This window comes from Methylocucumis oryzae (assembly GCF_000963695.1).
Taxonomy (GTDB): Bacteria; Pseudomonadota; Gammaproteobacteria; order Methylococcales; family Methylomonadaceae; genus Methylovulum; species Methylovulum oryzae.
This window is the reverse complement of sequence record NZ_LAJX01000085.1, coordinates 1-22,001: the sequence shown is the minus strand read 5'-3', so window position 1 is coordinate 22,001 and position 22,001 is coordinate 1. Positions and strand designations below refer to the sequence as shown.

Here is a 22,001-nt window from a genome sequence, read left to right as displayed (position 1 = left end):
TACGTCCCTGTAGGCTTGGCGGCAGCATCCCTGCTGCCGACACCTGCACTCGTGTGCCCTGTCCCGGCTTGGTATTGTGTCCCGCCTTAAGTTGGTAGTCTTTTTTATTTTGTAATTATTCAGCCCCCCTCCGATGTTCCTGATATTTTTGGTCTCAATAGCAACAAAACAATAAGCGATCAGCGTGATACGTCAAAAAAATGGGGGACTGAATAATTACCGTCATTTTTTTAAATGCTCACTAGGACATTCGCCTTGTCTTAGGCTAATGATAGGCCAACCTTGTGTCTGTGCATGTTGGGCCAGCGTCGCATCCGGATCAACGGCTACAGGATGTGCCACCAAGGATAATAAGGGCAAGTCGTTATGTGAATCACTATAAAACCAGCTGCCTTGCATAGTCTCGCCGGTTGTCTGCAACCACTGCTGTAACGTTTGGACTTTACCTTGCTGAAAGCACGGTATACCGGCCACCGCTCCTGTATAAGCACCATTAACAAATTCCGGCGTAGTCGCCAATAAATGCTCTATGCCGTACAACGCGACAATAGGCTCAGTAACAAAACGATTCGTCGCCGTAATCACTAACAAAGTATCGCCGGCTTGCTTATGCTTATTAATTAAATCTTGAGCAGGGCTTAACAAAATAGGCTTAATCACGTCATCGATAAATTGATGCCGCCAATCCAATAGCTGGGCCAGAGGATTATCGGCTAACGGTTTTAAAGAAAAGCGTAAAAACTCATGAATGTCCAGCGTACCTTGCTTATAGTCAGCATAAAATTGTGCATTAGCTTCTTCATAATAAGTTTTATCAACAACACCCTTATCAACCAAAAACTGTCCCCACAAATAATCACTGTCATCAGCAATCAACGTATTGTCTAAATCAAAAATCGCTAAACTCATTAATAACTCTCTACAAAATAGTAAATTCTATGGCATAAGCAGATTATTTATGGAACAATGCCACCATAACAATCAACCTAACCTGTTCTCACTATACCATACGCTGAACAGGCTAGACTCGAAGAATAAGAATACAGGTTTTAACATGATAGACTCTAAAGGATACCGGCCCAATGTCGGGATCATCCTTTGCAATGACGAGGGTCGCGTGTTTTGGGCAAAACGGATGGGCGTAAATGCCTGGCAGTTTCCCCAGGGAGGAATTAATCAAAATGAAGACCCAGAAACAGCGATGTACCGGGAGTTGTGGGAAGAGACCGGACTACAAAAACAACATGTACAAATATTAGGCCGGACACGTTACTGGCTTAAATATCAGCTACCTGAACGCTATATTAGAAAAAACTCTCTACCTATTTGTATAGGTCAAAAACAAATTTGGTATGTGTTGAGGTTATTAACACCAGATAGCAATGTGCGCTTTGATTTATGTGCAAAGCCAGAATTTGATAGTTGGCGTTGGGTCGACTACTGGGAACCACTCAATGATGTCGTTTATTTCAAACGCAAGGTGTATCAAAAAGCCATGAGTGAATTAGGCGAGATTTTGATTACCAACGGCATACCTGTAAAAACAGACGGTTACCGCACTCCAGCGAAGAAAAATAAAAATAAGAAAAACGCCCATCAATAACCATCGGTGTGTTCTTCTAAACCCACCAAACGCTCCGCCAACCGCCCCACATACGTTGTGAAACGGCCGTCCGGATATAAGGTTAACAGCCTATAACCAGGGGCCGTTTCATCTAAACCAAACGTCTTACTACCCGGTTTAAACTGAAAACACGTTGATGGCGCGCCAAGTACGTGTAAAGAATCAATCACTTCATCTTGCTCTTGGTGAATGTGGCCATTAATAACCAGTCTAGCCCGTTTATATTGGCGAATAAGCTGTAAAAATTCGCTGCTGTTTTGAATCATCATCTCATCCATCCACTCACTATGCGTTAATAAACAATGATGATGTACTGCAATCAACGCATGTTTATCCGGCTCATTGTCTAAACATTGCCTTAACCAAGCCATTTCTTGTGTCGATAATAAACCACCATCTTCACCGAGTATTTGGCTGTTTAAACAAATAATTTGCCAATCAGCCAGCACAGTTTGCTTAGCACAGCTAATAATTCTATTGTTTAAAATCGTCTGCATTAAACCGTAATCATCATGATTACCCGGTAAGCACCGACAAGGAATACCGACCTCAGCCATTCTTGCAACGATATAATTGTAGCTTTCCGCTATTGGATCTTGCGCGAGATCACCGGTTAAGAGAATTAAATCAATCTCATCATGAGTGGTTAGCGCCAATCTCAATACGGCATCAAAGTAATACGCCGTATTAACGCCTAAAAGGGTAGCCTCGGGGCCAGAAAGAATATGCAAATCTGATAATTGTAAAATCGATAAGCAGTTTGAAGGTTTTGTCATCGTCACTCATCTAACTCTTTGCAAAGAACTTTAGAATTTCTTTGCGGGTTATAAAAAGCCTTAATCGGCTCAGGTAAGCTGTTTATATCAGACAACAAAAACCCACGTTCAATAAACCATTGTATGGTCTGAGTTGATAACACAAACAATTTTGTTAAGTTAAGCTGTTTAGCTTTGCGATAAGCATAGTCTAAAAGTCGGTTTGCGCGAGCCGAACGTTGATAATCAGGATGCACAGCAAGACAAGCCAACGCACCAAATCGCCCCTCTTGATTCGGATGTAACGCAACACAGCCAATAATTAAGCCATCACGCTCAATTACAATATAATCGGCAATCTCCATCTCTATTTTTTCCCTAGAGCGTTTGGCTAAAATACCTTGCTGTTCTAAGGGTTTGATTAATTCTAAAATGCCTGCTAAGTCATTAAGTTGCGCTGAACGAATGTCCTCATAAGGTTGCAAGCTAATCAACGTGCCTATACCATCTCGAGTAAATAACTCCAACAACAAGGCACCATTCTGATTTCGGTTGATTAAATGTACTCGGAGAATTCCAGACTGGCAAGCATGAATAGCGGCTTTTAAGGGATTGCTTAACATTTCAGGGAACTCGGGATAATTCTCCAATAACGCCATAGCCTCAAGCGTCGTCATTTGTTGCATAGCAGTTCCGTCTTTTGGGTGCAAACAATCTTGTTCCGTCAGAAAAATTAGTTTTTCTGCTTTCAACGCAATAGCAACCGATGTCGCCACCTGCTCCGATGACAAGTTAAACACTTCACCACTAGGAGAATAACCAATCGGTGAAATCAACACCACATTATCTTGGTCTAATTGCTGATGAATCGCCTCGCTATCAACGCGCCGAACTTCACCGGTGTGTCCATAATCAATACCATCAATCACCCCTAAAGGCTTAGCAATAACAAAATTACCCGACGCGACTTTAAGCTTAGCTCCCGCCATCGGTGAATTCGCCACCCCTAACGACAACAACGCCTCAATTTCCACGCGCACCATACCCGCCGCCTCTTTAACGCATTGCAACGCGCAAGCATCAGTAATACGCAACTGCTTATGAAACCGTGGCGTTTCTTGTTTCGCCGCTAAGCGCAAGTCAATTTGAGGGCGTATGCCGTGAACTAGCACTAAGCGAATACCTAAACTATTCAGCAAAGCAAAATCGTGGACATGATGTTCAAAATCGTCCGCTAACACCGCCTCGCCGCCAAAACAAACCACAAAGGTTTTATTACGATGCGAATGAATATAAGGCGAAGAGGCTCTAAACCAGTGGACGAAGTGGTTATTATTATGCATAAGTAACGTATAGTTAAGGCGGTGTTAGCAGATAATAAATACGCAGAAGGTATTTTTATAATCTCTATGATACTGATTAAAATAATATTTACTTTAATTAAGCAGCTTTGAGAAACAAGTGTGTAGAAAAATAAAGCTTGATTGCAAGAAAGCTTTGTAATCGGTGTCTATGCAACAAAGTGCTAATAAATTGCCTTTACCAAGCCTTTTCCGAAAATCTGTCTAATCCCAACAAGAAAATCCGTAGACTAGTATCTTTCGCGGCAACATCAAGCAACGTTTTGGCGCTGTAAAAAGGGCTGACTAAGTTGGTTATAATTTTTATGTTTCTTAGCTAAGCGAATAATTCTATGATTATCGCGAATAACTAATTGGCTAAGCGCGTCATAACAATCGTGGGTTATTGCCTTAGCGCCATAATAGGCTACTAACCAACACTCCAACGAGTGAACACAAATAGCAAAAATAATTTTATCGGCGTTAGCCGCATAAAAGCTATTATCTATTCTTGCGACTAATTCAGCCGTCATATTTGCTATTAAAATTTCAGTCGCAAGCTCGTTGCCATTCGTGTCGTATCGCGCTATAGGAATTTGCTCGGCAATATCACTATCAATTTGCACAATAACACAACCGGTATTGAGTACATCATCCCTGAATCGGCTAGAGGCTAAATACTTAAACAAGATAGACCAGCCACCGCCATCTAGTTGTTTTTCAGAGGTCTCATCAAACGGAGGTTGTAACGCGGTAATGTCTTCATCAAGGTTAGGCGCATCAAAATAACCACATAAGATATTCTGAATGACAGCCTGATCCGTTACGCCTTCGCAAGCTAACCCGAAGCGCATAGCTTAAAATCCTTTTGGCAAACCGCCTAAATAACCACGCAAAAAGGCTTCCGACAGTTTTAATTCCTCATTGGTAGATGAAACAGGCTTGTCTTTTAAGTCAATACGCTTAACACGCGTATAACCTTGCCTGTTGCGTGATAACACTAACAAACGCTGCTCATCATCGCCTAAATCAATACCGTCCAAAATCGCTGGATTATGCGTAGTCACAAACACTTGCTTATCGTATTTTTTAGCTAACCGTACCAATTCTTTAATTAGTTTGGTGCAAAGCTTAGGGTTAAGCGAAGCATCGATATTATCAATGGCGAAGATTTTCGGCGTATCGTCAGATACCATGAGCGCAAAATAAAACAGTACAAATAAAAAACCTTCGTTAGCGCTACGTTGGTCAAAAGCCATGGTCAGATAACGATCTGTTATCGTCACTTTATCTTCTAGTGACGATAATTCTTTAGGGATATTAATGTCCTCAAACCAATCGAATAACTGCAAACCAGCAATGATTTCATCCAGTTGCTCAGGGGATTTGCTTTGTATGACTTTTAACAGTTTTAATAAACCTTCACCATTAATGCCTAGGGGTTCTATTTGGCCTTCTTTGGAGAAGTTTCTTAGAGCTGTGTTTTCGGGGGAATAAATTAAGAATCTTTGCAACTTGGCTTCATCATCTCTTAATGCAGTGAAGTAGGTTGCAATTGGTTCTAATTTTTTTTGAAATAATATCTCATCCTTAGTTAGAACAGCTTGAATTTCTTTAAAACTAAGAGCTAATTGCGCTAACGGCTTTATGGTACTTATTAGCTTTTGGCCAGTTACCCATTCTTCTACCGATATTATTCCTTTCAATTCATCTCTTGTTAAGCTTGAGATACTCTCAAATTTAGCTACATCATCTGACTGCATCCTAATCCATTCGGCATAGGCTTCGTTTGTATGCTCAATTAAATATTCTTCTATTGTTTCTAAATTATTATATTTAATTTTAATTTGAATCGATTCTGTCTCAGATTTATCTGTAAATGCTGCCCGCATCAGCTTCGGCTCAGTTACCCTAATCCCTCTTGATACCAAAAACTCATTATCCAATTTACCCGCTGCCGCAGCTCCCGCGAATACAATCGCTTCTAAGACATTACTTTTTCCACAACCATTTTCACCAATTAATACATTAAATCGTCCAACATCTAATGTTAGTTGGTATAAAGATTTGTAATTGCTAATCTGCAATTCGCGGATCATCTAATGCTGCTCGCATTGTATGAGGAGAATAGGTTAGCGAAAGTTATTCGCCAACCCAGAGTAGTATTAACTTAGTTGTCCGTCACCGCCCCCGTCGACGCCGAACTGACCAACTTGCCATATTTGGCTAACACGCCACGGGTATAACGCGGTGCAGGCTGTTGCCATTTATCTAGCCGTCTGGCCATTTCATGCTCATTAATATGCAAAGTTAAGACATTATTTTCGGCATCTATCGTAATCGTATCGCCGTTTTCGACCACGGCGAGCGGGCCGCCGACATAGGCTTCGGGCGTGATATGACCAACGACAAAACCATGTGTACCGCCAGAAAAACGACCATCGGTAACTAATGCGACTTCTTTGCCTAGGCCTTTACCCATAATCGCTGAGGTGGGTGATAACATTTCGCGCATACCTGGGCCGCCTTTAGGGCCTTCGTAGCGAATTACAATGACATCACCTTTAACAATATCGCCATTCAAAATGCTTTGCAGCGCTTGCTCTTCGGCATTAAAAACTTTCGCCGTACCGGTAAAACACAAACCTTCTTTACCAGTAATTTTAGCCACCGCGCCTTCGGGTGCGAGATTGCCGTATAACACGACTAAATGGCTGTCTTTTTTAATGGGGTTTGCTAAATCACGTATCATATCTTGCCCGACCGGATACGGTTTAACATCGGCAAGATTTTCCGCTAACGTTTTACCTGTGACGGTTAAACACTCGCCATGTAATAATCCGGCGTCTAGCAAGGTTTTCATTAATGGCTGAATACCGCCAATTTCAACGAGTTCAGCCATTTGATAGCGTCCACTCGGTTTTAAATCGGCTAACATAGGCACGCGCTTACCAATACGAGTAAAATCGTCTAGGCTTAAATCAACATTAGCCGCGTTAGCCATCCCTAATAAGTGCAGAACAGCATTGGTCGAACCGCCTAATGCAATGACTACGGTAATGGCATTTTCAAACGCCGCTTTCGTCATAATGTCGCTAGGACGAACACCTTGTTCGATTAAACGCATAACCGCAGCACCTGCACGTTCGCAGTCTAAACGTTTATCCTGTGAAATCGCCGCTTGTGCCGAGCTATTCGGCAAGCTCATACCTAACGCTTCAATCGCTGAGGCCATTGTATTCGCCGTATACATACCACCGCATGAACCAGCACCTGGAATGGCTTTAGCTTCAATCGCCGCCAATTCAGCATCATCAATTTTATTATTAGCCCGCGCACCGACGGCTTCAAAGACCGAAACCACATCGAGTTTTTTATCATTATGGCAACCTGGCATAATCGTGCCACCATAGACAAAAATCGCCGGGCGATTCAACCTAGAAATGGCAATCATGCAACCCGGCATATTTTTATCGCAGCCACCAATCGCGACTAAACCATCAAAACCTTGGCAACCGACCACTGTTTCAATCGAATCAGCAATCACTTCGCGCGAAACTAACGAGTATTTCATGCCTTCGGTACCCATGGAAATACCGTCAGAAATCGTAATGGTATTAAAAATAACCGCTTTACCGTTGGCGTTATTAACGCCTAACGCTGCATCATCGGCAAGCTTATTGATATGCATGTTACATGGCGTCACCATGCTCCAAGTAGACGCAATACCGATTTGCGGCTTGCTAAAATCGTCATTACTAAAGCCGACCGCATGTAGCATCGCGCGACTAGGTGCGCGCTCCATGCCATCGACGACTAAAGATGAAAACGCACGGGGATTTTTATCGCCGGTTGTGGACATATCAACTCTTCCTGTATTTTTATTGTGTGTGATAGGTTATGTAATCTAAGCTTCGTAGGGCTCACGGGCCTTTATCGGATGTGAAAAAATGAATGATAAGGTACGCGATGCGTACCTTAATATGAAAAACAAAAACTAAATGACTGAAACGCAAACTTAAAAACTATTCCAACTATTTTTGCGTCGCCAGCCCAGCTTAGGCAAAATAAAACCTAAGATGACGCTAAAAAATGGATAAGATACCGCCGTATAAAAACCAGTCTTGATTCGAGGTATCTTTAAGCGCTTGGTTTTCGCGTCTTAATTGCTCTAGCTCACGCTCTGAATTAACCACACGCTCTTGCAACTCATCGCGTTCATTTTTTAATTCAATGACGTTTGACGACGCTTTTTTCAATTCACCTAGCTCAAGACTTAAATTATCACGCTCTATTGCCAATGATTTCTCTAACGTTGTTCCTGGTGTAATCGAATCTTTCGCCACTTTTTAACTCGGCTTTTAACCCTAAATTTTCCGCTTGCAGTGATTTAATGGTTTTATTAAGCGATTCCATTTGCTCTCTAGCCGGCGGCTCTTTTTGAATTTGCCGGGTTTGAATATAGCCTTCAATTCCGTTACTCAGCTTAACACGAGTAAAACCAGCTTTATTTTTCTCTCCGACAACAATGAGAGGCGTCCCTGTGGCAACTAGCTTGACCACTTTCGCATCATTATTCGGCTCACTGCGTAAAGACAGATTTAAATTGTCCGTCACATAAACCGTTTCTGCATGAGCAGCCGAAGCTGATAACAACAATACAAGTGCTAATTTAATGTTTTTCACACGAATCTCTCAGCTAGCCATTATGCATAGAATTTTAACGTTATTTGCCGCAGATAAGAAATTCAAGCAACGCTTTTTGCGCGTGTAAACGATTTTCTGCCTCAATAAAAACCACGCTTTGCTCGCCGTCAATCACCTCAGCGCTAACTTCCTCGCCTCTATGCGCAGGCAAACAATGCATGAATAAGGCATCAGGCTTGGCGGCACGCATCACATCACTGTTCACTTGATAGTTTTTAAACGCAATCTCGCGCTGATTTTGCTCTTGCTCTTGCCCCATGCTCGCCCAGACATCGGTGACCACTAAATCGGCATTCTCTGCCGCAACAAGCGCCGAGTCAAAAAAAGACCACTTTATCGCCTGCCGCTTCAACAATCGAAGGCAAAGGCTCATAACCTGATGGACACGCGATATGTAAAGTAAAATTCAACCGCATAGCCGCGTGAATATACGAATGGCACATATTATTACCATCGCCTATCCAAGTGACGGTTTTGCCCTCAATATCACCTCTTAGCTCAAAATACGTCTGCATATCGGCTAATAGCTGACACGGGTGTTGCTCATCAGTTAGCCCGTTGATAACTGGAACCGTAGAATGTTCGGCAAAAGTCGTCACTGTTTCATGCTTATCGGTACGCAGCATAATGCAATCCACCATACTAGAAATGACTTTCGCACTATCTCTAAGTGGTTCGCCACGGCCTAATTGCGTATCTCTAGGCGATAAAAACAAAGCACTACCACCAAAATGCGCCATGCCTGCTTCAAAGGAAATGCGGGTACGTGTCGATGATTTTTCAAAAATCATCGCAAGTACGCGCCCTTTCAACGGCTGATACTCACGGTCAGGTAAGCGTTTAAAAACCATGGCTTTATCGAGCAAGCTGCGTAATTCATCGCTAGTCACATCGAGCAAACTGGTAAAATGTCTAGGTGTCATAACGACTCCGTAAAAGCAGTAATCAATGTAGATAAATCATTTACTAATAACTCGATTTGCTCGTCATTAATAATCAACGGTGGCAATAACCGTATCGTCTTATCGCTAGTCACGTTAATTAATAAATAATTAGCCAAGGCTTGTTTCACTAACTCGGCACAAGGCTGAGCCAACTCAACACCTATCATTAAACCTTTGTGACGAATATCAACGACATGCGGATTAGCAGCTAAACGCTGGGTTAAGCCTTGATAAATCTTTAAGCCTTGCTGCGTAGCGGCTGCCGCCAAATTTTGTTGTTCAATGACATCTAACACCGCCAACGCAGCACTACAAGCTAACGGATTGCCGCCAAAGGTAGACCCATGCGCGCCAGCGCTGAAGACCTGTGCCGCTGCACCGCGCGCTAAACAAGCACCTATCGGTACGCCATTGCCTAACGCTTTAGCCATGGTACATACATCAGGCAAAATTCCATTATGCTGGTAACATAAAAACTGACCAGTACGCGCGACGCCGGTTTGAATCTCATCCAACATCATTAATATCTGATGTTTATCGCATAATGCACGGATTTTATTTAAATAATCGCTATCAGGAATATTTACACCACCCTCGCCTTGCACAGGTTCTACGAGTATTGCAGCAATATCATTATGCTGCGCCAATACCTGCTCTATCGCTTCGATAGTGTTATAAGCGACGCGGATAAAACCTTCTACTAACGGTTCAAAGCCTTGCTGTATCTTAGTATTTCCCGTCGCGCTTAATGTCGCTAAGGTGCGGCCATGAAAACTTTTTTCCATCACAATAATATGCGGTAGCGCCATACCACGGCTATGACCGTATTTACGCGCTAGTTTAATAGCCGCTTCATTGGCTTCGGCACCTGAATTACAAAAAAACACATTATCCATGCCGCTTAAACTCATTAAGCGCTCAGCTAAGCGTTGTTGCACCGCGATCTGGTAAATATTTGAAGTATGTACCAACTTAGCACTTTGCTCTGACACCGCGCGCTGTACCGCTACATGGGCATGGCCTAAATTACATACGGCAATACCTGACAACGCATCCAAATAGCGATTGCCAGCGTCATCCCATAACCAAGCACCCTCGCCCCGCTCAAAACACACGGGCAAGCGCTGATAAGTCGGCATGATTGGGCTATTCATAATTCCGCCTTTAACGTCAATAACAGTTTGACTGTTCGTAAAAAAACCCTCGATTATAAGTATCTAACCCCATGCAAGCAAGTTTAGCGTATGATTCTGCTTTTTAATGCTTGATAAAGTTGATAAAATCCGTTGGGTTTTATTTAAATGAGAGCAAGACTATGAATGTCATCGAAAGAATCAAAGACCAATTAGAAAACAATGCGGTCGTGTTATATATGAAAGGAACGCCAGACTTTCCACAATGTGGCTTTTCTGGTCAAGCTGTACAAGTCTTAGGCTTATGCCAAGCCCACTACTTGTCAGTGAATATTTTTGAAGACCCAGAACTGCGTGATGCGTTAAAACAGTACTCAAACTGGCCAACGTATCCGCAGTTATACATTAATAACGAACTCATCGGCGGCTGCGATATTATTATCGACTTATATAAAAAAGGTGAGTTAATCCCAATGCTTAGCGCAGCAGGCGCTATCGCTGCTTAATCGTCAGTGGAACCGGGCACATCGTTGCCCGGTTGCTCCGCTTCAGGCGCTAAAGCGTCTAACATACGCCAACGATTAACAATTTTACAAAACACCTCAGCCGTTTTTTCCGCATCATACAACGCCGAATGCGCTTTCTCATTATCCCAATCCAAACCCGCACTACGCACGACTTTAGCTAATACCGTTTGCTGATACATTAACCCACCTAATGTAGCGGTATCAAAACTACTAAACGGGTGAAAAGGACTGCGCTTAACTTGATTTCTCTGTATCGCTGCATTTAAAAAACTCATATCAAACGCCGGGTTATGCCCCACCAAAATAGCCCGCGTACATTCATTACGCTTAACGGCTTTTTTTAATGGGCTTAAAAATCAACTCCAACGCATCTTTTTCCTCTAACGCCATACGAAACGGATGATAAGGGTCTATGCCATTGAACTTCAAAGCCGCCTCATCGAGTTCAGCGTTTTTAAACGGCATGACATGTGACGAATAACGCTCGGTAATCACTAAATCAGTGTTCGCATCATATTCAACAATGACAGCGGCAATTTCTAAAATAGCATTTTTCTTAGGATTAAAACCTGCGGTTTCTATATCGATAACAACCGGCAAATACCCTCGAAAACGCTTTGACAATGGCAGAGCTGTAGAATCCATAACATTTACTCCCTCAAAATAAAACGATGCCTGCACGGTTTACTCGCGCAACATCTATAAACGCGCCATTGTAAGCCTTTTAATGGAGACAATTAAACTGTTGTATGTGAAGGTGTTGGCCTTACGCCTTCTTAACGTTCAGATTTAATCACAAATTAACAACCATACTACTGAGCAAATTCATTTGCCCAGTGGCGATTAAAATCACATTGATGGCATCGATATAGGGATAGCAGATGATACGGTGCAAATCGCCGTGTAACATAGCCTGTTTTCATTATGAAGTACCTGCAAGCACTCAATCCAGCGCGCTAAAACAAATCTGATTTCGACCGTTTCTTTTCGCCTCGTATAACGCTTTATCAGCGGTATCCAACAACTTATCAACAGAACTACTGGCTTGATTGGTATTAACAACGCCAATTGAAATTGTCACATGAATTGTTTCGCTGTCAACATAAGCTAAAACGCTTGTTTCTATACCTTTGCGCAGACGCTCAGCGATTTCTAGCGCATTTGCAAAACTAGAATCAGGAAGAAATAAAACGAACTCTTCGCCACCGAACCTACCGACGATGTCCACTTTACGCACAGCTTGTTGACAATGTTGTGCAACCTTTTGCAATACAATGTCCCCCATTTGATGACCATAGTTGTCGTTTACTCTCTTAAAAAAATCAATATCCAACATTAACAGCGAAAATCGAGTGTTACGACGCTGTGCCCTAAGTAACTCATGCTCGACCCGCTCCCGAAAATAGCGGCGATTGTTGAGGCCCGTCAAAAAGTCGGTATTTGCTATATTTTGTAGATTATTTGTCTGTTCATGCATTTGTCTGAATAAACGTTTTTAGACCTATTAATCCCATCAACATGAAGACTGAAACCGCTAAACCTAATAATGAATTAACGGGATCTTCTAATCCGCCTTGATAAACATGCCACAACGAAATCAAACGTCGTTCAAGCATGAGAAACAACGCGAGAGATATACAAATCCATGCTGCTTTAAATGACTTAGCAAGCGAGAGTCTACTTAAAGCGATGACAGCCGCAAACAGTTGAATAACCACTGATAGCGTAATTGTTATTTGTATCAATAAAGACATCTTTATGATGTGAACATAATGGTTTTGAATTGTGCCGCATGAATACACACCAGGCATAACGAGCTACCTAGATATAGCGTAACGTTGTTGTCAAACAGTAATAAGCTGCTCCACTTAACTTTATATTTTAGACTGATTAACATCGTATACCTGTAATCTTAATAGCAACAACGTAATCATTTGTTTAAAAGCTTATCCTAATATTCTAAATAATTGCAATATAAATAGTCACTTATGCTAATTGCGTTAAGTTAGATTTACAGATAGACTTAAAATGTGATGTATTCCTCTAAAACCAAATAAGCCATATTTTGGCTTTTAACCCCAACTTATACCACCCATGAATCACCATTTTGTCACAGGCGCGACAGGCTTTATTGGATCATTATTAGTCTTGGAGCTACTTGAAAAAGATTCAACTTCTGAAATTTGGTGTTTATCTCGGGCAAATAGCCAGCAATCAGCTAAAGAACGTTTACACCATTCTTTACGGTCAGCAGCGCAAATTGATGCCACAAGAAACCTTAATCTCGACGATTTATTGATACGCTGTCACGCCTTAGAAGGCGATTTAACGCTACCGGATTGCGGTATCGAACAATCGATACGACAACATCTCCCTAAACACATGTCTTTTTGGCATAGCGCCGCTTCGTTGAATTACGAAGATCGTTATCGTGAAGAAATTGAACAGATTAATATACAAGGTACGCGTCATGCCATTGGATTAGCACGTTTACTATCAGTTAGGAAGTTTAATTATTTCTCAACGGCTTATGTGGCAGGGCAAGCCAGCGGTGTTATTTTCGAAACGCTTATGGATAAGCATCAGGCTGTCAACGATGTTTATGAGTACAGTAAAGTCAATGCCGAATGGCTAGTCGCATCAGCCATCGATTTACATCCGCGTATTATGCGCCCTAGCATTGTAATTGGTCATAGCCAAACGTATGCCCTCGCTAATAGTTACTCTGGACTTTATGGTTTTATCCGACGCATTGCTAAGTCTATTTCGATTATGGAGCGACTGGACAAGCATTACTTAAACGAAAATGCGCTACGCCTGCGCTATGATTATGATGGTTATATCAATTTTATACCCATAGATCATGTCGTCAGCCAAGCGGTTTCAATTGCTTTACCGGATAGGCAACACTCCGATGTTGGTGTTTACCATCTTACTAATTCGACGCCGGTACACACTGGAGAATTTCTATCCACATTGTTTCAATACTTAAATTTGCTGCCTCCGATTGCCGTCGAAGAGACAAAAAACTTTAATGAAATTGATCAATCATTTTCTAAGGGCATTGATTTTTATAATTCTTATCTGCTGTACTCAAAGATATTTAACCGAAATAATTCAGATGCTGCTCTAAATAATACACAAGCATCCAGCTTTGCTCTGACTAAAACTGTGTTGACGGATTTTTTTGGCTGGTATCTTGATTACCTAATGAAAACCGATCCTAGAGTGATTGAACGCGCGCATTTGACAGAGCGTGTTACCGAATATCGCCAACAATTCGCCATGGGTTAGCAACATGAGCACTCCACTATTCATTGTTGGCACGGGTCGTTGTGGCTCGACAATGCTATCGAATTTACTTAAACATCATCCCAAGATACTCAGCATCTCGGAATTTTTTAGTTTTGTAACGGATTTAGGCAGTTTAATTGATGAAGCCTTTCCAGCAGATGCTATTAGCGCCGAACAATTCTGGAAAATTTTAGATAACCGATATGCTAAGCAAAACCTAATGCTGCGCCACGGTATAGCAATGCAAGAAGTCTTGTATCCATATCAAGACCCCAATGCGTATTTTAATGCTGATTCAGGTGTGCCTGCGATTGCGCAGACCACGTTGCCATTTTTGACTCCAGACCACGACGCGCTGTACTTTCGGCTGCGCGACTACGTGCATACATTACCGACGGCTAATATTGGCACACATTATCAAAATGTATTTGATTGGTTAACTGAAACATTTGCATGTCATTTGTGGGTTGAGCGCTCAGGTGGCACACTTAGATGTATAAAAGAATTGCTTACAACGTTTCCGAATGCCCGTTTTATCCATATAGTGCGCGATGGACGCGATTGTGCAATTTCAATGAGTCAGCACTATGGCTTCCGGATGGTGGTAATTGCATTTGCCTTAACAGGTATGCTCTCGGTTGACCCGTTTGAAGATTCAACTCGTTCTGAAATAGAAGATGTCACCGATGAATATTATCCTTTTCTGCCTGAGCATTTTGATGTAGAAGCATTTAAGGCTTTTCATAAACCGCCTTCTTTTTATGCGCGCTACTGGTCTTCTGAAATTCGTAATAATCTGATTTACCTTCAGGAATTACCTAAAGAAAGAGTACTGACCATGCGCTATGAAGACTTTTTGCAACAACCGAAAGAATCTTGTTATCAGTTACTTAATTTTATTGATCCCACATTAATAGACCAAGACTGGTTAAATCAGGCGAGTCAACAAATCCGTCAGCCAACCCAATCACATACAAATTTATCAGAACAAGAATTAAGCCGATTAACGCTAGCTTGCCAAGCTGGACTGGATGTATTGATGAACGCGTACCCAGAATTAAATTGGGCCGCTATTTGATGTAGTCGCCCTGCCTGTCTTAATCATAAGTATCTACACAAGTTCGCACAAAGATATGAAATAATATGGCATGAATGTAACAAACACTGGTGGGAATAGCCCCACGCCTCAACCAGCGCTATCGACGATTAGTGATAGAACACATGAATGCCAGCGAAAAACTAAGTGCTGGCATAAAAGCGTTTCCCGACAAAATTAACAGTTTTGCCAGCACCCAAGGGGCATGGCTATTTTATTTCAACCCATCGATCAGTTTACAAACACTGCAAGAACCACTGACGGCTGCTGGGCATGAAGGGATAGCCAATCATTGTCAGACCTATGCTTTATGCGCACATGATAGGTCTCGCATAGGGTATACACACAAAAACAAAGTAATTATCTACCCCCCCATGTCAACCTTAAAAAGATGTAGATACTTATGATGTAATAACTGGGGGCAGAGTTTACAGTAGCAAGAAATTAAATTTACTCTGACTCTTTTAAATATTCCTTTAATGTTTGCAGCTTAAGAGAAAAATCTCGGCAGAATTTGGGCAGCGGTGTAAGAAATTATTAATATAAAGGTGAAACTGCCTGATTTTCCATAATGGCTTGCACACCCTCCGCATTGGCCAAAGCACGAATGCCTTCTGGTGTGGTCTCCACAGGCAAAGCGCCCAAAGCATCGACACTATCGGCCAAGCGCCGCCCGCCGAAACGCGCGAGCACCCGATCGATTTCAGGTAACACGGTAACCGATGCTGCGCTTATAGCCTGCTGCACGTCTTTACGCTTTGCTGCTCGCCCCAGCGGGGAAGAGAACGTTTGTTCAAAAGGTGTGCCAATCAACAGCATGGCCTGAACGGTGCTGCCTGGTTCATGGCCGGCGAGTCGCCGCTCAAATTCGGCGCTGATTTTCATCGTCATGCTCCTATGAAACCAAGGCTTGCATCGCTGCCAAAGGCTGGATAAAACCCTGGCCCCAACGGTTGTCGGGGCGTTTCGCTACACCTTGTGGATGGCGGGCGGTCTCTTTCAAGACTTCGATAATACGCTCTGGTGTCGCATCAGGGCAAGCCGACATTAACAGTGCTGCCACACCGGCAGCGTGTGGCGTAGCCATCGAAGTCCCGTCCATATAAGTGTATTCGTAAACGCCGCCAGGACGTTTTTCCGGCGGGATGCAGGAATACACTTGTACACCGGGGGCCACCACATCCGGTTTGTGGATTAACTGCGGCACTTCGCCTGGAAAATACAAGCTGGCACCACTGCTAAACGGCGCGACCTCCAGCTTTTTGGCCGCTAATTTTTCCAGAGCCCCGACGGAAAAAGCATTGCGGGCGTTACCCGGCGAACTGGTGTTGCCGTGGTTTTCATTGCCAATTGCGGCAATCGGTAAAATGCCGTATTGCTCAATCAGCATATCGAAAACCAGGGCGAATTGGGGTTCATAATATTGTAGCCCCAAAGACAGGTTGATAATGTCCGCGCCTTGCTCGACGGCCCAGGACAACCCCTCAAAAATTGTCCGCAAACTAGCATCGCCCACCAACACCGCACCCACTAGCAGTTGTGCTGCTGGAGCCACACCAATGGACACACCGCCTGCGGGCACAAGCGATACAACAAGGCACGATCTTCCGGTAATTTTCCGCCTTCAAAATAATTGACCAGACAAATCGCCGAGAGCATCAGCGGATTGCGGGCCAAATCGGAGATATAGGCGTTGTCACGGAAACCTGTAACGATTTGCGTACCGTCTTTTTGGCCTTCTTCCCGTGCTTCCTGGCCGGGTTCGTTGCGGGCCAAACGCACCGCCGTACACCAATGGCGGGTGTACTCGGCAATCTCTGCTTCGCCGAAATCCAGCAAATCGCATTCCTCAAACCCTAAATTGCGCAAAGCCCCGTTGGGATAACCTGAAGGGCGGGACGACACCAAAAAACGGCAACCGGAATAGCAATCACATAAGTGCTTCAGCCAGGGAAGGACAAGTAGGTCACGCTTGGCAGGATCGGTTTCATCCAAACCATCCACCATGAAAAACACCCGTCCTGCGTCCATTTGCCGTTCGATCCATCCGGGCGGCATTCGCTTGGCTCTGTCTTCACTGGCTGTTGCTTTGGCAATCAGTTCGCTGCCTTCCGGCAAATGCTGGACGTCGAGTTGGCGGATGCGCAGCAATAGCGGAATAGCTTGCTGATTATTCATCGGCAATTCTTCTTCGCAATTGGCAAGCTGGATTTGCAGCCATTCCAAAAAACGTGGACTTGCCGCCTCCGGGCGCTCCTATAAGCACATTACGTTTTACTTGCCTGATCTGATCCAAGGCACTTATTCCTGCAACTGATTTTTCGGCTACAAGCTCAAGTGCCATTGACAGTTCACGCTAGTGATTATCACCGAAGCGCTGGCGGGCCGTGTCAAGACTCATCAATTCTGAGGCATCTTGTGCGCTTTCCGCTTCGGTGTTGCGAGGCAGCACTTTAGGCATGACAAACAACTCGCGCAAATCCACGTTCAAATTGGTGGCCATTTTCACTGTACCCGCTTCCACTTGATAGAAACGTTGCATCAGATAATCCCGGTATATGAGTTCGTAGCGTTCGTCTTCGGCCGGATTAGGCCTGCCTTGAGCTGTCATTTGCTCGCTGATACGGTTAAGCCGTTCAACGATTTTACGGGGCAATTCGAAACTGTCTGAAAAACTGAGTTTGCGCCATTCAGCCATCACCGGCCCAACCAAGGTCAACACTTGGACTATGCTATGCAAGGCAACCCGGAACAGGGCTTGCTGGAGCTCTGGGCTTAAGTCAGACGGAGGCTGTTCTTGAAGCAGCTCAGACACTAACGCCTCAGGACTTATATTGGGATTAGCGATGCGCTCCAAGTCCAACATCCCCACCGCTGATGCCAAGCCTTGCAATAAACAGGTCGCTTCGTTGTTGTCGAGTTGTTCGTTAACCAATAAGCGGGTGAGCGATTGGGAGGCCGCGTCGGCAGATTCGTCTATTTGGCGCAATACCGCTTTACGCCTCAGCGTTTCCTGGATTGCCTGACGGAAAGGGTCACCGAAGATGCGCTCAAAATGTTCGGAGAAAAAGCCGATGACTTGATCGGCTATCGGTTCGGTTTGATTATGTTCCATGCTGACACCATCGAATTGATGGTTTTATTATAGCGACTAGTTGTTTAGTTCTGCATTTAAATGTTGAAGATGAAATAAGTAACTCATACTTTAAATACTTTTTCATAAAACAGGGGGCAGAGAAAGTAAAATTCTTGCTGCTGCCTCCTCTAATCTCACTTTTCAACTCTCCCCCCAGCCATTCTTTGCGCCATATCCCTACCAGCGCATCCAAAAAATCTGAAATATAATCTAATTATTTGATTTAAAACAAATAATATCAATTTTCCCCACCATTCATAAGCATTTGATAATAAAGTTATTTTTATAGTATTTACAATATAATCAATTAGTTATCTATTACCAGCGCGGCTTTAATAAGGCTTGATGTTGTGCTACTTTGCCAATATACGCAGTACAAATAGCTTATTAGGAGAGCAGTCATGGCCAATCAACCTACTCAAAAAAACGATATTATCAATGCTGGGTTTGGCATCACAACCATTGATGGATTAGACGGGATAGACATATTAGTTATCAACTGGGGGTCTTTAACACGTAATATTACAGAAGGTAATCACAATTTTTCAGATGGTCTTTTCAATCAGGTAACTCATTGGAATTTTGAACGATGGAATATCACAACGGGGAGTGGTGATGACGTTTTTTCTGGCGGCAGTTTAGCTGATACTTTAGTCGGAGGAGCAGGTTTCGATGTAATAACCGGCTACGGTGGCGAAGATAGCATTGACGGTGGTAACGGTATTGATACTTGGGTCGATGATTTTTCATCATTAACTAAGCCCGTTAAGATTGTCATAAAAGCATTATCAGGTGCAAATACCACAACGGAGATTCAGTTAGGCAGCTTGGCTGTGCCTACGGTAGTTAATATCGAAGCACTCAACATCCGTACCGGTAATGGCAGCGACACAGTATCGGTAGGCAAACAATCGTACAACGACACTATTTACACTGGCGGCGGTAACGATACGATTAATATCGGTCTAGGCGGTTCCGATTTTGTGCAAGGCGGTGATGGTGTCGATATTGGTATTTTTGATTGGTCGGCGTCAACGGGAACAATTACTGTCGACCCTGGTTGGGATGATTACTCAGATGGATTAGGCCGTTATGTTAATTTCGATGCCGTTGAGCGTTTCGATTTAACCGGTGGTTCTGGCAGCGATACATTGGCGGGAGACATATACAACGACACCTTACGAGGCGGCGATGGCTGGGATGTTTTATACGGTTTTCGGGGCGCAGACATATTAGATGGTGGTTTAGGCGTCGATACTTGGCGGGCGGATTATTCGCCAGTAGCAAGCGCTATTACTATAAAGCTAAGTGCCAACGTAAATGCTAATGAAGTTATAGGCGGTATTGCTGGCGCAAGCGTAAAAAACATTGAACGCCTTGAATTTAGCTCAGGTTCGGGTAACGATGTCATTTCAGTCGGCGACTTTGCCTACGATGATGATATTCGCGCTAATGGTGGTAATGACACTATCCATGTTGGTACCGGTGGCTCAGATTATGTTCTTGGCGGTGACGGCATTGATATTGGCTGTTTTAATTGGCAGCTTTCAAGCACCGACATTACCGTTGATCCGAACTGGGATGATTATTCAGACGGACAAGGCCGTTCTGTTAATTTTGATGCAGTCGAGCGTTTTAGCATTATAGGGGGCACAGGCGATGACCAGTTAGCCGGTGATGTTTATAAAGATACGTTAATCGGTGGCGCCGGCAATGACACTTTATATGGTAGCCAAGGCTCCGATACCTTAGACGGTGGCGCTGGTATCGACGTATGGGACGCTGATTATAGTCAATCGGCTACGGCAGTTAAAATATTGTTGACAAGCTCGTCGAATACTAACCAAGTCATTGCAGGCATCAATAATGCTTTAGTAACGAATATCGAACGCCTTGATTTTTCCTCAGGTGCTGGCAACGATGTAATTTCTGTCGGCGCCTTTGCTTATAACGATAGAATTTGGACTAATAGCGGCGAAGATAGTATTAATGTTGGTACAGGTGGCTCAGACTATGTAAATGGCGGCGATGGTGTTGATGTAGCCGCTTTCAATTGGCAAGCATCCGTCACTGACATCACTGTAGACCCTAATTGGGATGATTACTCTGATAGTGAAGGCCGATCCGTCAATTTTGACGCCGTTGAGCGCTTTAATTTAATTGGTGGTAGCGGCAATGATCACTTAGCGGGTGACGCCTGGAATGATACGCTAGTCGGTGGAACGGGTAATGACCATCTTGACAGCGGCCTATTAAGAACCGATATAGAAACCTATAACACTGATGTTATTGACGGGGGTGCTGGTATCGATGTGTGGGAAGCTGACTTTTCGGTAAGCAGTGAAGACATCACAATAGTGCTATCTAGTGTAGCAGGAAAAAATGCTGTGCTTTCGGGAATAAGCGACGGTGCCATTAAAGCGGTTGTAAAAAATATTGAGCGTTTAGATTTCGTTTCTGGTGCGGGTAATGATGTCATTTCCAGTGGTCATTTTGCTTATGATGATAATCTTTGGGGAAGAGATGGTAACGACCTCTTAGCGGTTGGCTATGGCGGTTACGATTATGCTAATGGCGGTAACGGTATTGATATAGGTAGTTTTGATTGGTCAAATTCAACAACCAGTATCAGTGTTGACCCGAATTGGGATGATTATTCCGATTTACAAGGGCGTTACGTTAATTTTGATAGTATCGAACGTTTTGATTTAACAGGTGGAAGTGGTAATGATTATCTAGCGGGGGATGCTTATTCCGATACATTGGTAGGCGGCGCTGGCAATGATGAGCTAGACGGATTTGCAGGCGACGATTTTTTAACGGGTGGCTTAGGTCATGACTTATTCAATATTCGCACAGGGAATGGTCAAGATGTGATTAATGATTTTGACGCCGGCCAAACAGTGGGAGATATTGTCTATTTTATCAATAGGCCATTTGCAGACATGAGCTTTGATGCAATCCAGCAAAATTTATCGCAAGATGGTGAGGACGCGATACTCACACTCAGTGGCACGGATGTTATACGCTTTATTGGCGTAAACATGAACACCTTTGTTGCTGATGACTTTTTATGGTCATAATATGATGTCAGCATCGCATCAACCGCTTGCTCGAATACGGTTACCAACTTAAGACGAGACAGGTCATTCAGACCGCAGGACTCCGTAAATACGTCTCTGTAGGCTTGGCGGCAGCATCCCTGCTGCCGACACCTGCGTTCTAAACGCCCAGTCCCGTCATAAGTGTGTAGCCTCGAATACTTAATAATAACGGGTAATAATTCATACAAACTAATAGCCGCTAGGGTCAGAGATATTCTGCTCTGGCCCCGGTTATTCGGTTATTTTCTGTTTAACTAAGACAATGTATACTCTGAACGGTCAAATTTTCGGTTTTTTTGAGTAGGGTACGCTGTGCGTACCACTAAAAAATCGTAATAAAA

20 protein-coding genes and 2 pseudogenes are annotated in these 22,001 nt (G+C 43.4%); 5 read left to right on the top strand and 17 right to left on the bottom strand.

Annotation, left to right across the window (positions count from 1 at the left end):
* Positions 1 to 222: 222 nt before the first annotated feature.
* Positions 223 to 909, bottom strand: coding sequence for a histidinol-phosphatase (locus VZ94_RS08830; RefSeq protein ID WP_045778947.1), 687 nt, complete (start codon positions 907 to 909; stop codon positions 223 to 225).
* Between the two features lie 145 nt (positions 910 to 1,054).
* On the opposite strand from VZ94_RS08830, the gene VZ94_RS08825 reads away from it, so the two are divergent.
* Complete coding sequence (locus VZ94_RS08825) at positions 1,055 to 1,603, top strand: RNA pyrophosphohydrolase (RefSeq protein ID WP_045778951.1); 549 nt, start codon at positions 1,055 to 1,057, stop codon at positions 1,601 to 1,603.
* Here the strand turns inward: VZ94_RS08825 and cpdA are convergent.
* From cpdA to VZ94_RS08785, 9 genes and pseudogenes are all read right to left on the bottom strand, one after another.
* Complete coding sequence (cpdA, locus tag VZ94_RS08820) at positions 1,597 to 2,400, bottom strand: 3',5'-cyclic-AMP phosphodiesterase (RefSeq protein WP_045778946.1); 804 nt, start codon at positions 2,398 to 2,400, stop codon at positions 1,597 to 1,599. The two genes, VZ94_RS08825 and cpdA, sit on opposite strands and share 7 nt — an antisense overlap.
* A gap of 2 nt (positions 2,401 to 2,402) precedes the next feature.
* Positions 2,403 to 3,722, bottom strand: coding sequence for an amino-acid N-acetyltransferase (gene argA / locus VZ94_RS08815; protein ID WP_045778945.1), 1,320 nt, complete (start codon positions 3,720 to 3,722; stop codon positions 2,403 to 2,405).
* Between the two features lie 269 nt (positions 3,723 to 3,991).
* Complete coding sequence (locus tag VZ94_RS08810; RefSeq protein ID WP_052700373.1) at positions 3,992 to 4,573, bottom strand: hypothetical protein; 582 nt, start codon at positions 4,571 to 4,573, stop codon at positions 3,992 to 3,994.
* Positions 4,574 to 4,576: 3 nt separating this feature from the next.
* Positions 4,577 to 5,818, bottom strand: a complete 1,242-nt coding sequence (locus VZ94_RS08805; RefSeq protein WP_045778944.1) for an AAA family ATPase — start codon at positions 5,816 to 5,818, stop codon at positions 4,577 to 4,579.
* Between the two features lie 71 nt (positions 5,819 to 5,889).
* Positions 5,890 to 7,581, bottom strand: a complete 1,692-nt coding sequence (gene ilvD, locus VZ94_RS08800) for a dihydroxy-acid dehydratase (RefSeq protein ID WP_045778943.1) — start codon at positions 7,579 to 7,581, stop codon at positions 5,890 to 5,892.
* Positions 7,582 to 7,804: 223 nt separating this feature from the next.
* Positions 7,805 to 8,020, bottom strand: coding sequence for an SH3 domain-containing protein (locus VZ94_RS28595; RefSeq protein WP_239649780.1), 216 nt, complete (start codon positions 8,018 to 8,020; stop codon positions 7,805 to 7,807).
* Positions 8,004 to 8,405, bottom strand: a complete 402-nt coding sequence (locus tag VZ94_RS28590) for a TIGR04211 family SH3 domain-containing protein (RefSeq protein ID WP_239649779.1) — start codon at positions 8,403 to 8,405, stop codon at positions 8,004 to 8,006. The genes VZ94_RS28595 and VZ94_RS28590 overlap by 17 nt, the downstream gene beginning before the upstream one ends.
* A gap of 40 nt (positions 8,406 to 8,445) precedes the next feature.
* Positions 8,446 to 9,349, bottom strand: a pseudogene (gene argF, locus VZ94_RS08790) (ornithine carbamoyltransferase).
* On the bottom strand, positions 9,346 to 10,524 hold the full coding sequence (locus VZ94_RS08785; RefSeq protein WP_045778942.1) for an aspartate aminotransferase family protein: 1,179 nt from the start codon (positions 10,522 to 10,524) through the stop codon (positions 9,346 to 9,348). Before VZ94_RS08785 ends, argF begins: the two are co-directional and overlap by 4 nt.
* Positions 10,525 to 10,685: 161 nt before the next feature.
* On the opposite strand from VZ94_RS08785, the gene grxD reads away from it, so the two are divergent.
* The gene (gene grxD / locus VZ94_RS08780) at positions 10,686 to 11,009 is read left to right on the top strand and encodes a Grx4 family monothiol glutaredoxin (protein WP_045778941.1); all 324 of its coding nucleotides are present in this window, start codon (positions 10,686 to 10,688) and stop codon (positions 11,007 to 11,009) included.
* Here grxD and rnt read toward each other — a convergent pair.
* From rnt to VZ94_RS08765, 3 genes and pseudogenes are all read right to left on the bottom strand, one after another.
* Positions 11,006 to 11,675, bottom strand: a pseudogene (gene rnt / locus VZ94_RS08775) (ribonuclease T). The gene grxD and the pseudogene rnt overlap by 4 nt on opposite strands.
* 298 nt (positions 11,676 to 11,973) lie before the next feature.
* Positions 11,974 to 12,507 carry a GGDEF domain-containing protein gene (locus VZ94_RS08770; protein ID WP_045778940.1) on the bottom strand — a complete coding sequence of 178 codons (534 nt, stop codon included), beginning with the start codon at positions 12,505 to 12,507 and terminating at the stop codon, positions 11,974 to 11,976.
* A complete protein-coding gene (locus VZ94_RS08765; RefSeq protein ID WP_192828611.1) occupies positions 12,500 to 12,775 on the bottom strand; it encodes a hypothetical protein in 276 nt (91 codons plus the stop codon). The genes VZ94_RS08770 and VZ94_RS08765 overlap by 8 nt, the downstream gene beginning before the upstream one ends.
* 349 nt (positions 12,776 to 13,124) lie before the next feature.
* On the opposite strand from VZ94_RS08765, the gene VZ94_RS08760 reads away from it, so the two are divergent.
* Together VZ94_RS08760 and VZ94_RS08755 are read left to right on the top strand one after the other, a co-directional pair.
* Positions 13,125 to 14,324, top strand: coding sequence for an SDR family oxidoreductase (locus VZ94_RS08760; RefSeq protein WP_052700372.1), 1,200 nt, complete (start codon positions 13,125 to 13,127; stop codon positions 14,322 to 14,324).
* Positions 14,325 to 14,328: 4 nt separating this feature from the next.
* On the top strand, positions 14,329 to 15,402 hold the full coding sequence (locus VZ94_RS08755; RefSeq protein ID WP_082081501.1) for a sulfotransferase family protein: 1,074 nt from the start codon (positions 14,329 to 14,331) through the stop codon (positions 15,400 to 15,402).
* A 555-nt stretch (positions 15,403 to 15,957) separates the two neighbouring features.
* Here the strand turns inward: VZ94_RS08755 and VZ94_RS08750 are convergent.
* The 4 genes from VZ94_RS08750 to VZ94_RS08735 all read right to left on the bottom strand — a co-directional run bounded on the left by VZ94_RS08750 (position 15,958) and on the right by VZ94_RS08735 (position 18,535).
* The gene (locus VZ94_RS08750) at positions 15,958 to 16,305 is read right to left on the bottom strand and encodes a hypothetical protein (RefSeq protein ID WP_045778937.1); all 348 of its coding nucleotides are present in this window, start codon (positions 16,303 to 16,305) and stop codon (positions 15,958 to 15,960) included.
* Positions 16,306 to 16,315: 10 nt separating this feature from the next.
* Positions 16,316 to 16,936, bottom strand: a complete 621-nt coding sequence (locus tag VZ94_RS08745; RefSeq protein ID WP_239649781.1) for a S8 family serine peptidase — start codon at positions 16,934 to 16,936, stop codon at positions 16,316 to 16,318.
* Between the two features lie 14 nt (positions 16,937 to 16,950).
* Positions 16,951 to 17,646 (bottom strand): NACHT domain-containing protein, encoded by a 696-nt coding sequence (locus VZ94_RS08740; protein ID WP_045778936.1) that lies wholly within the window; start codon positions 17,644 to 17,646, stop codon positions 16,951 to 16,953.
* Positions 17,647 to 17,776: 130 nt separating this feature from the next.
* Complete coding sequence (locus VZ94_RS08735; protein ID WP_045778935.1) at positions 17,777 to 18,535, bottom strand: NACHT N-terminal Helical domain 1-containing protein; 759 nt, start codon at positions 18,533 to 18,535, stop codon at positions 17,777 to 17,779.
* Positions 18,536 to 18,957: 422 nt separating this feature from the next.
* Here VZ94_RS08735 and VZ94_RS08730 point away from each other — a divergent pair, with 422 nt between their 5' ends.
* Positions 18,958 to 21,639, top strand: coding sequence for a beta strand repeat-containing protein (locus VZ94_RS08730; RefSeq protein ID WP_045778934.1), 2,682 nt, complete (start codon positions 18,958 to 18,960; stop codon positions 21,637 to 21,639).
* Positions 21,640 to 22,001 lie beyond the last annotated feature (362 nt).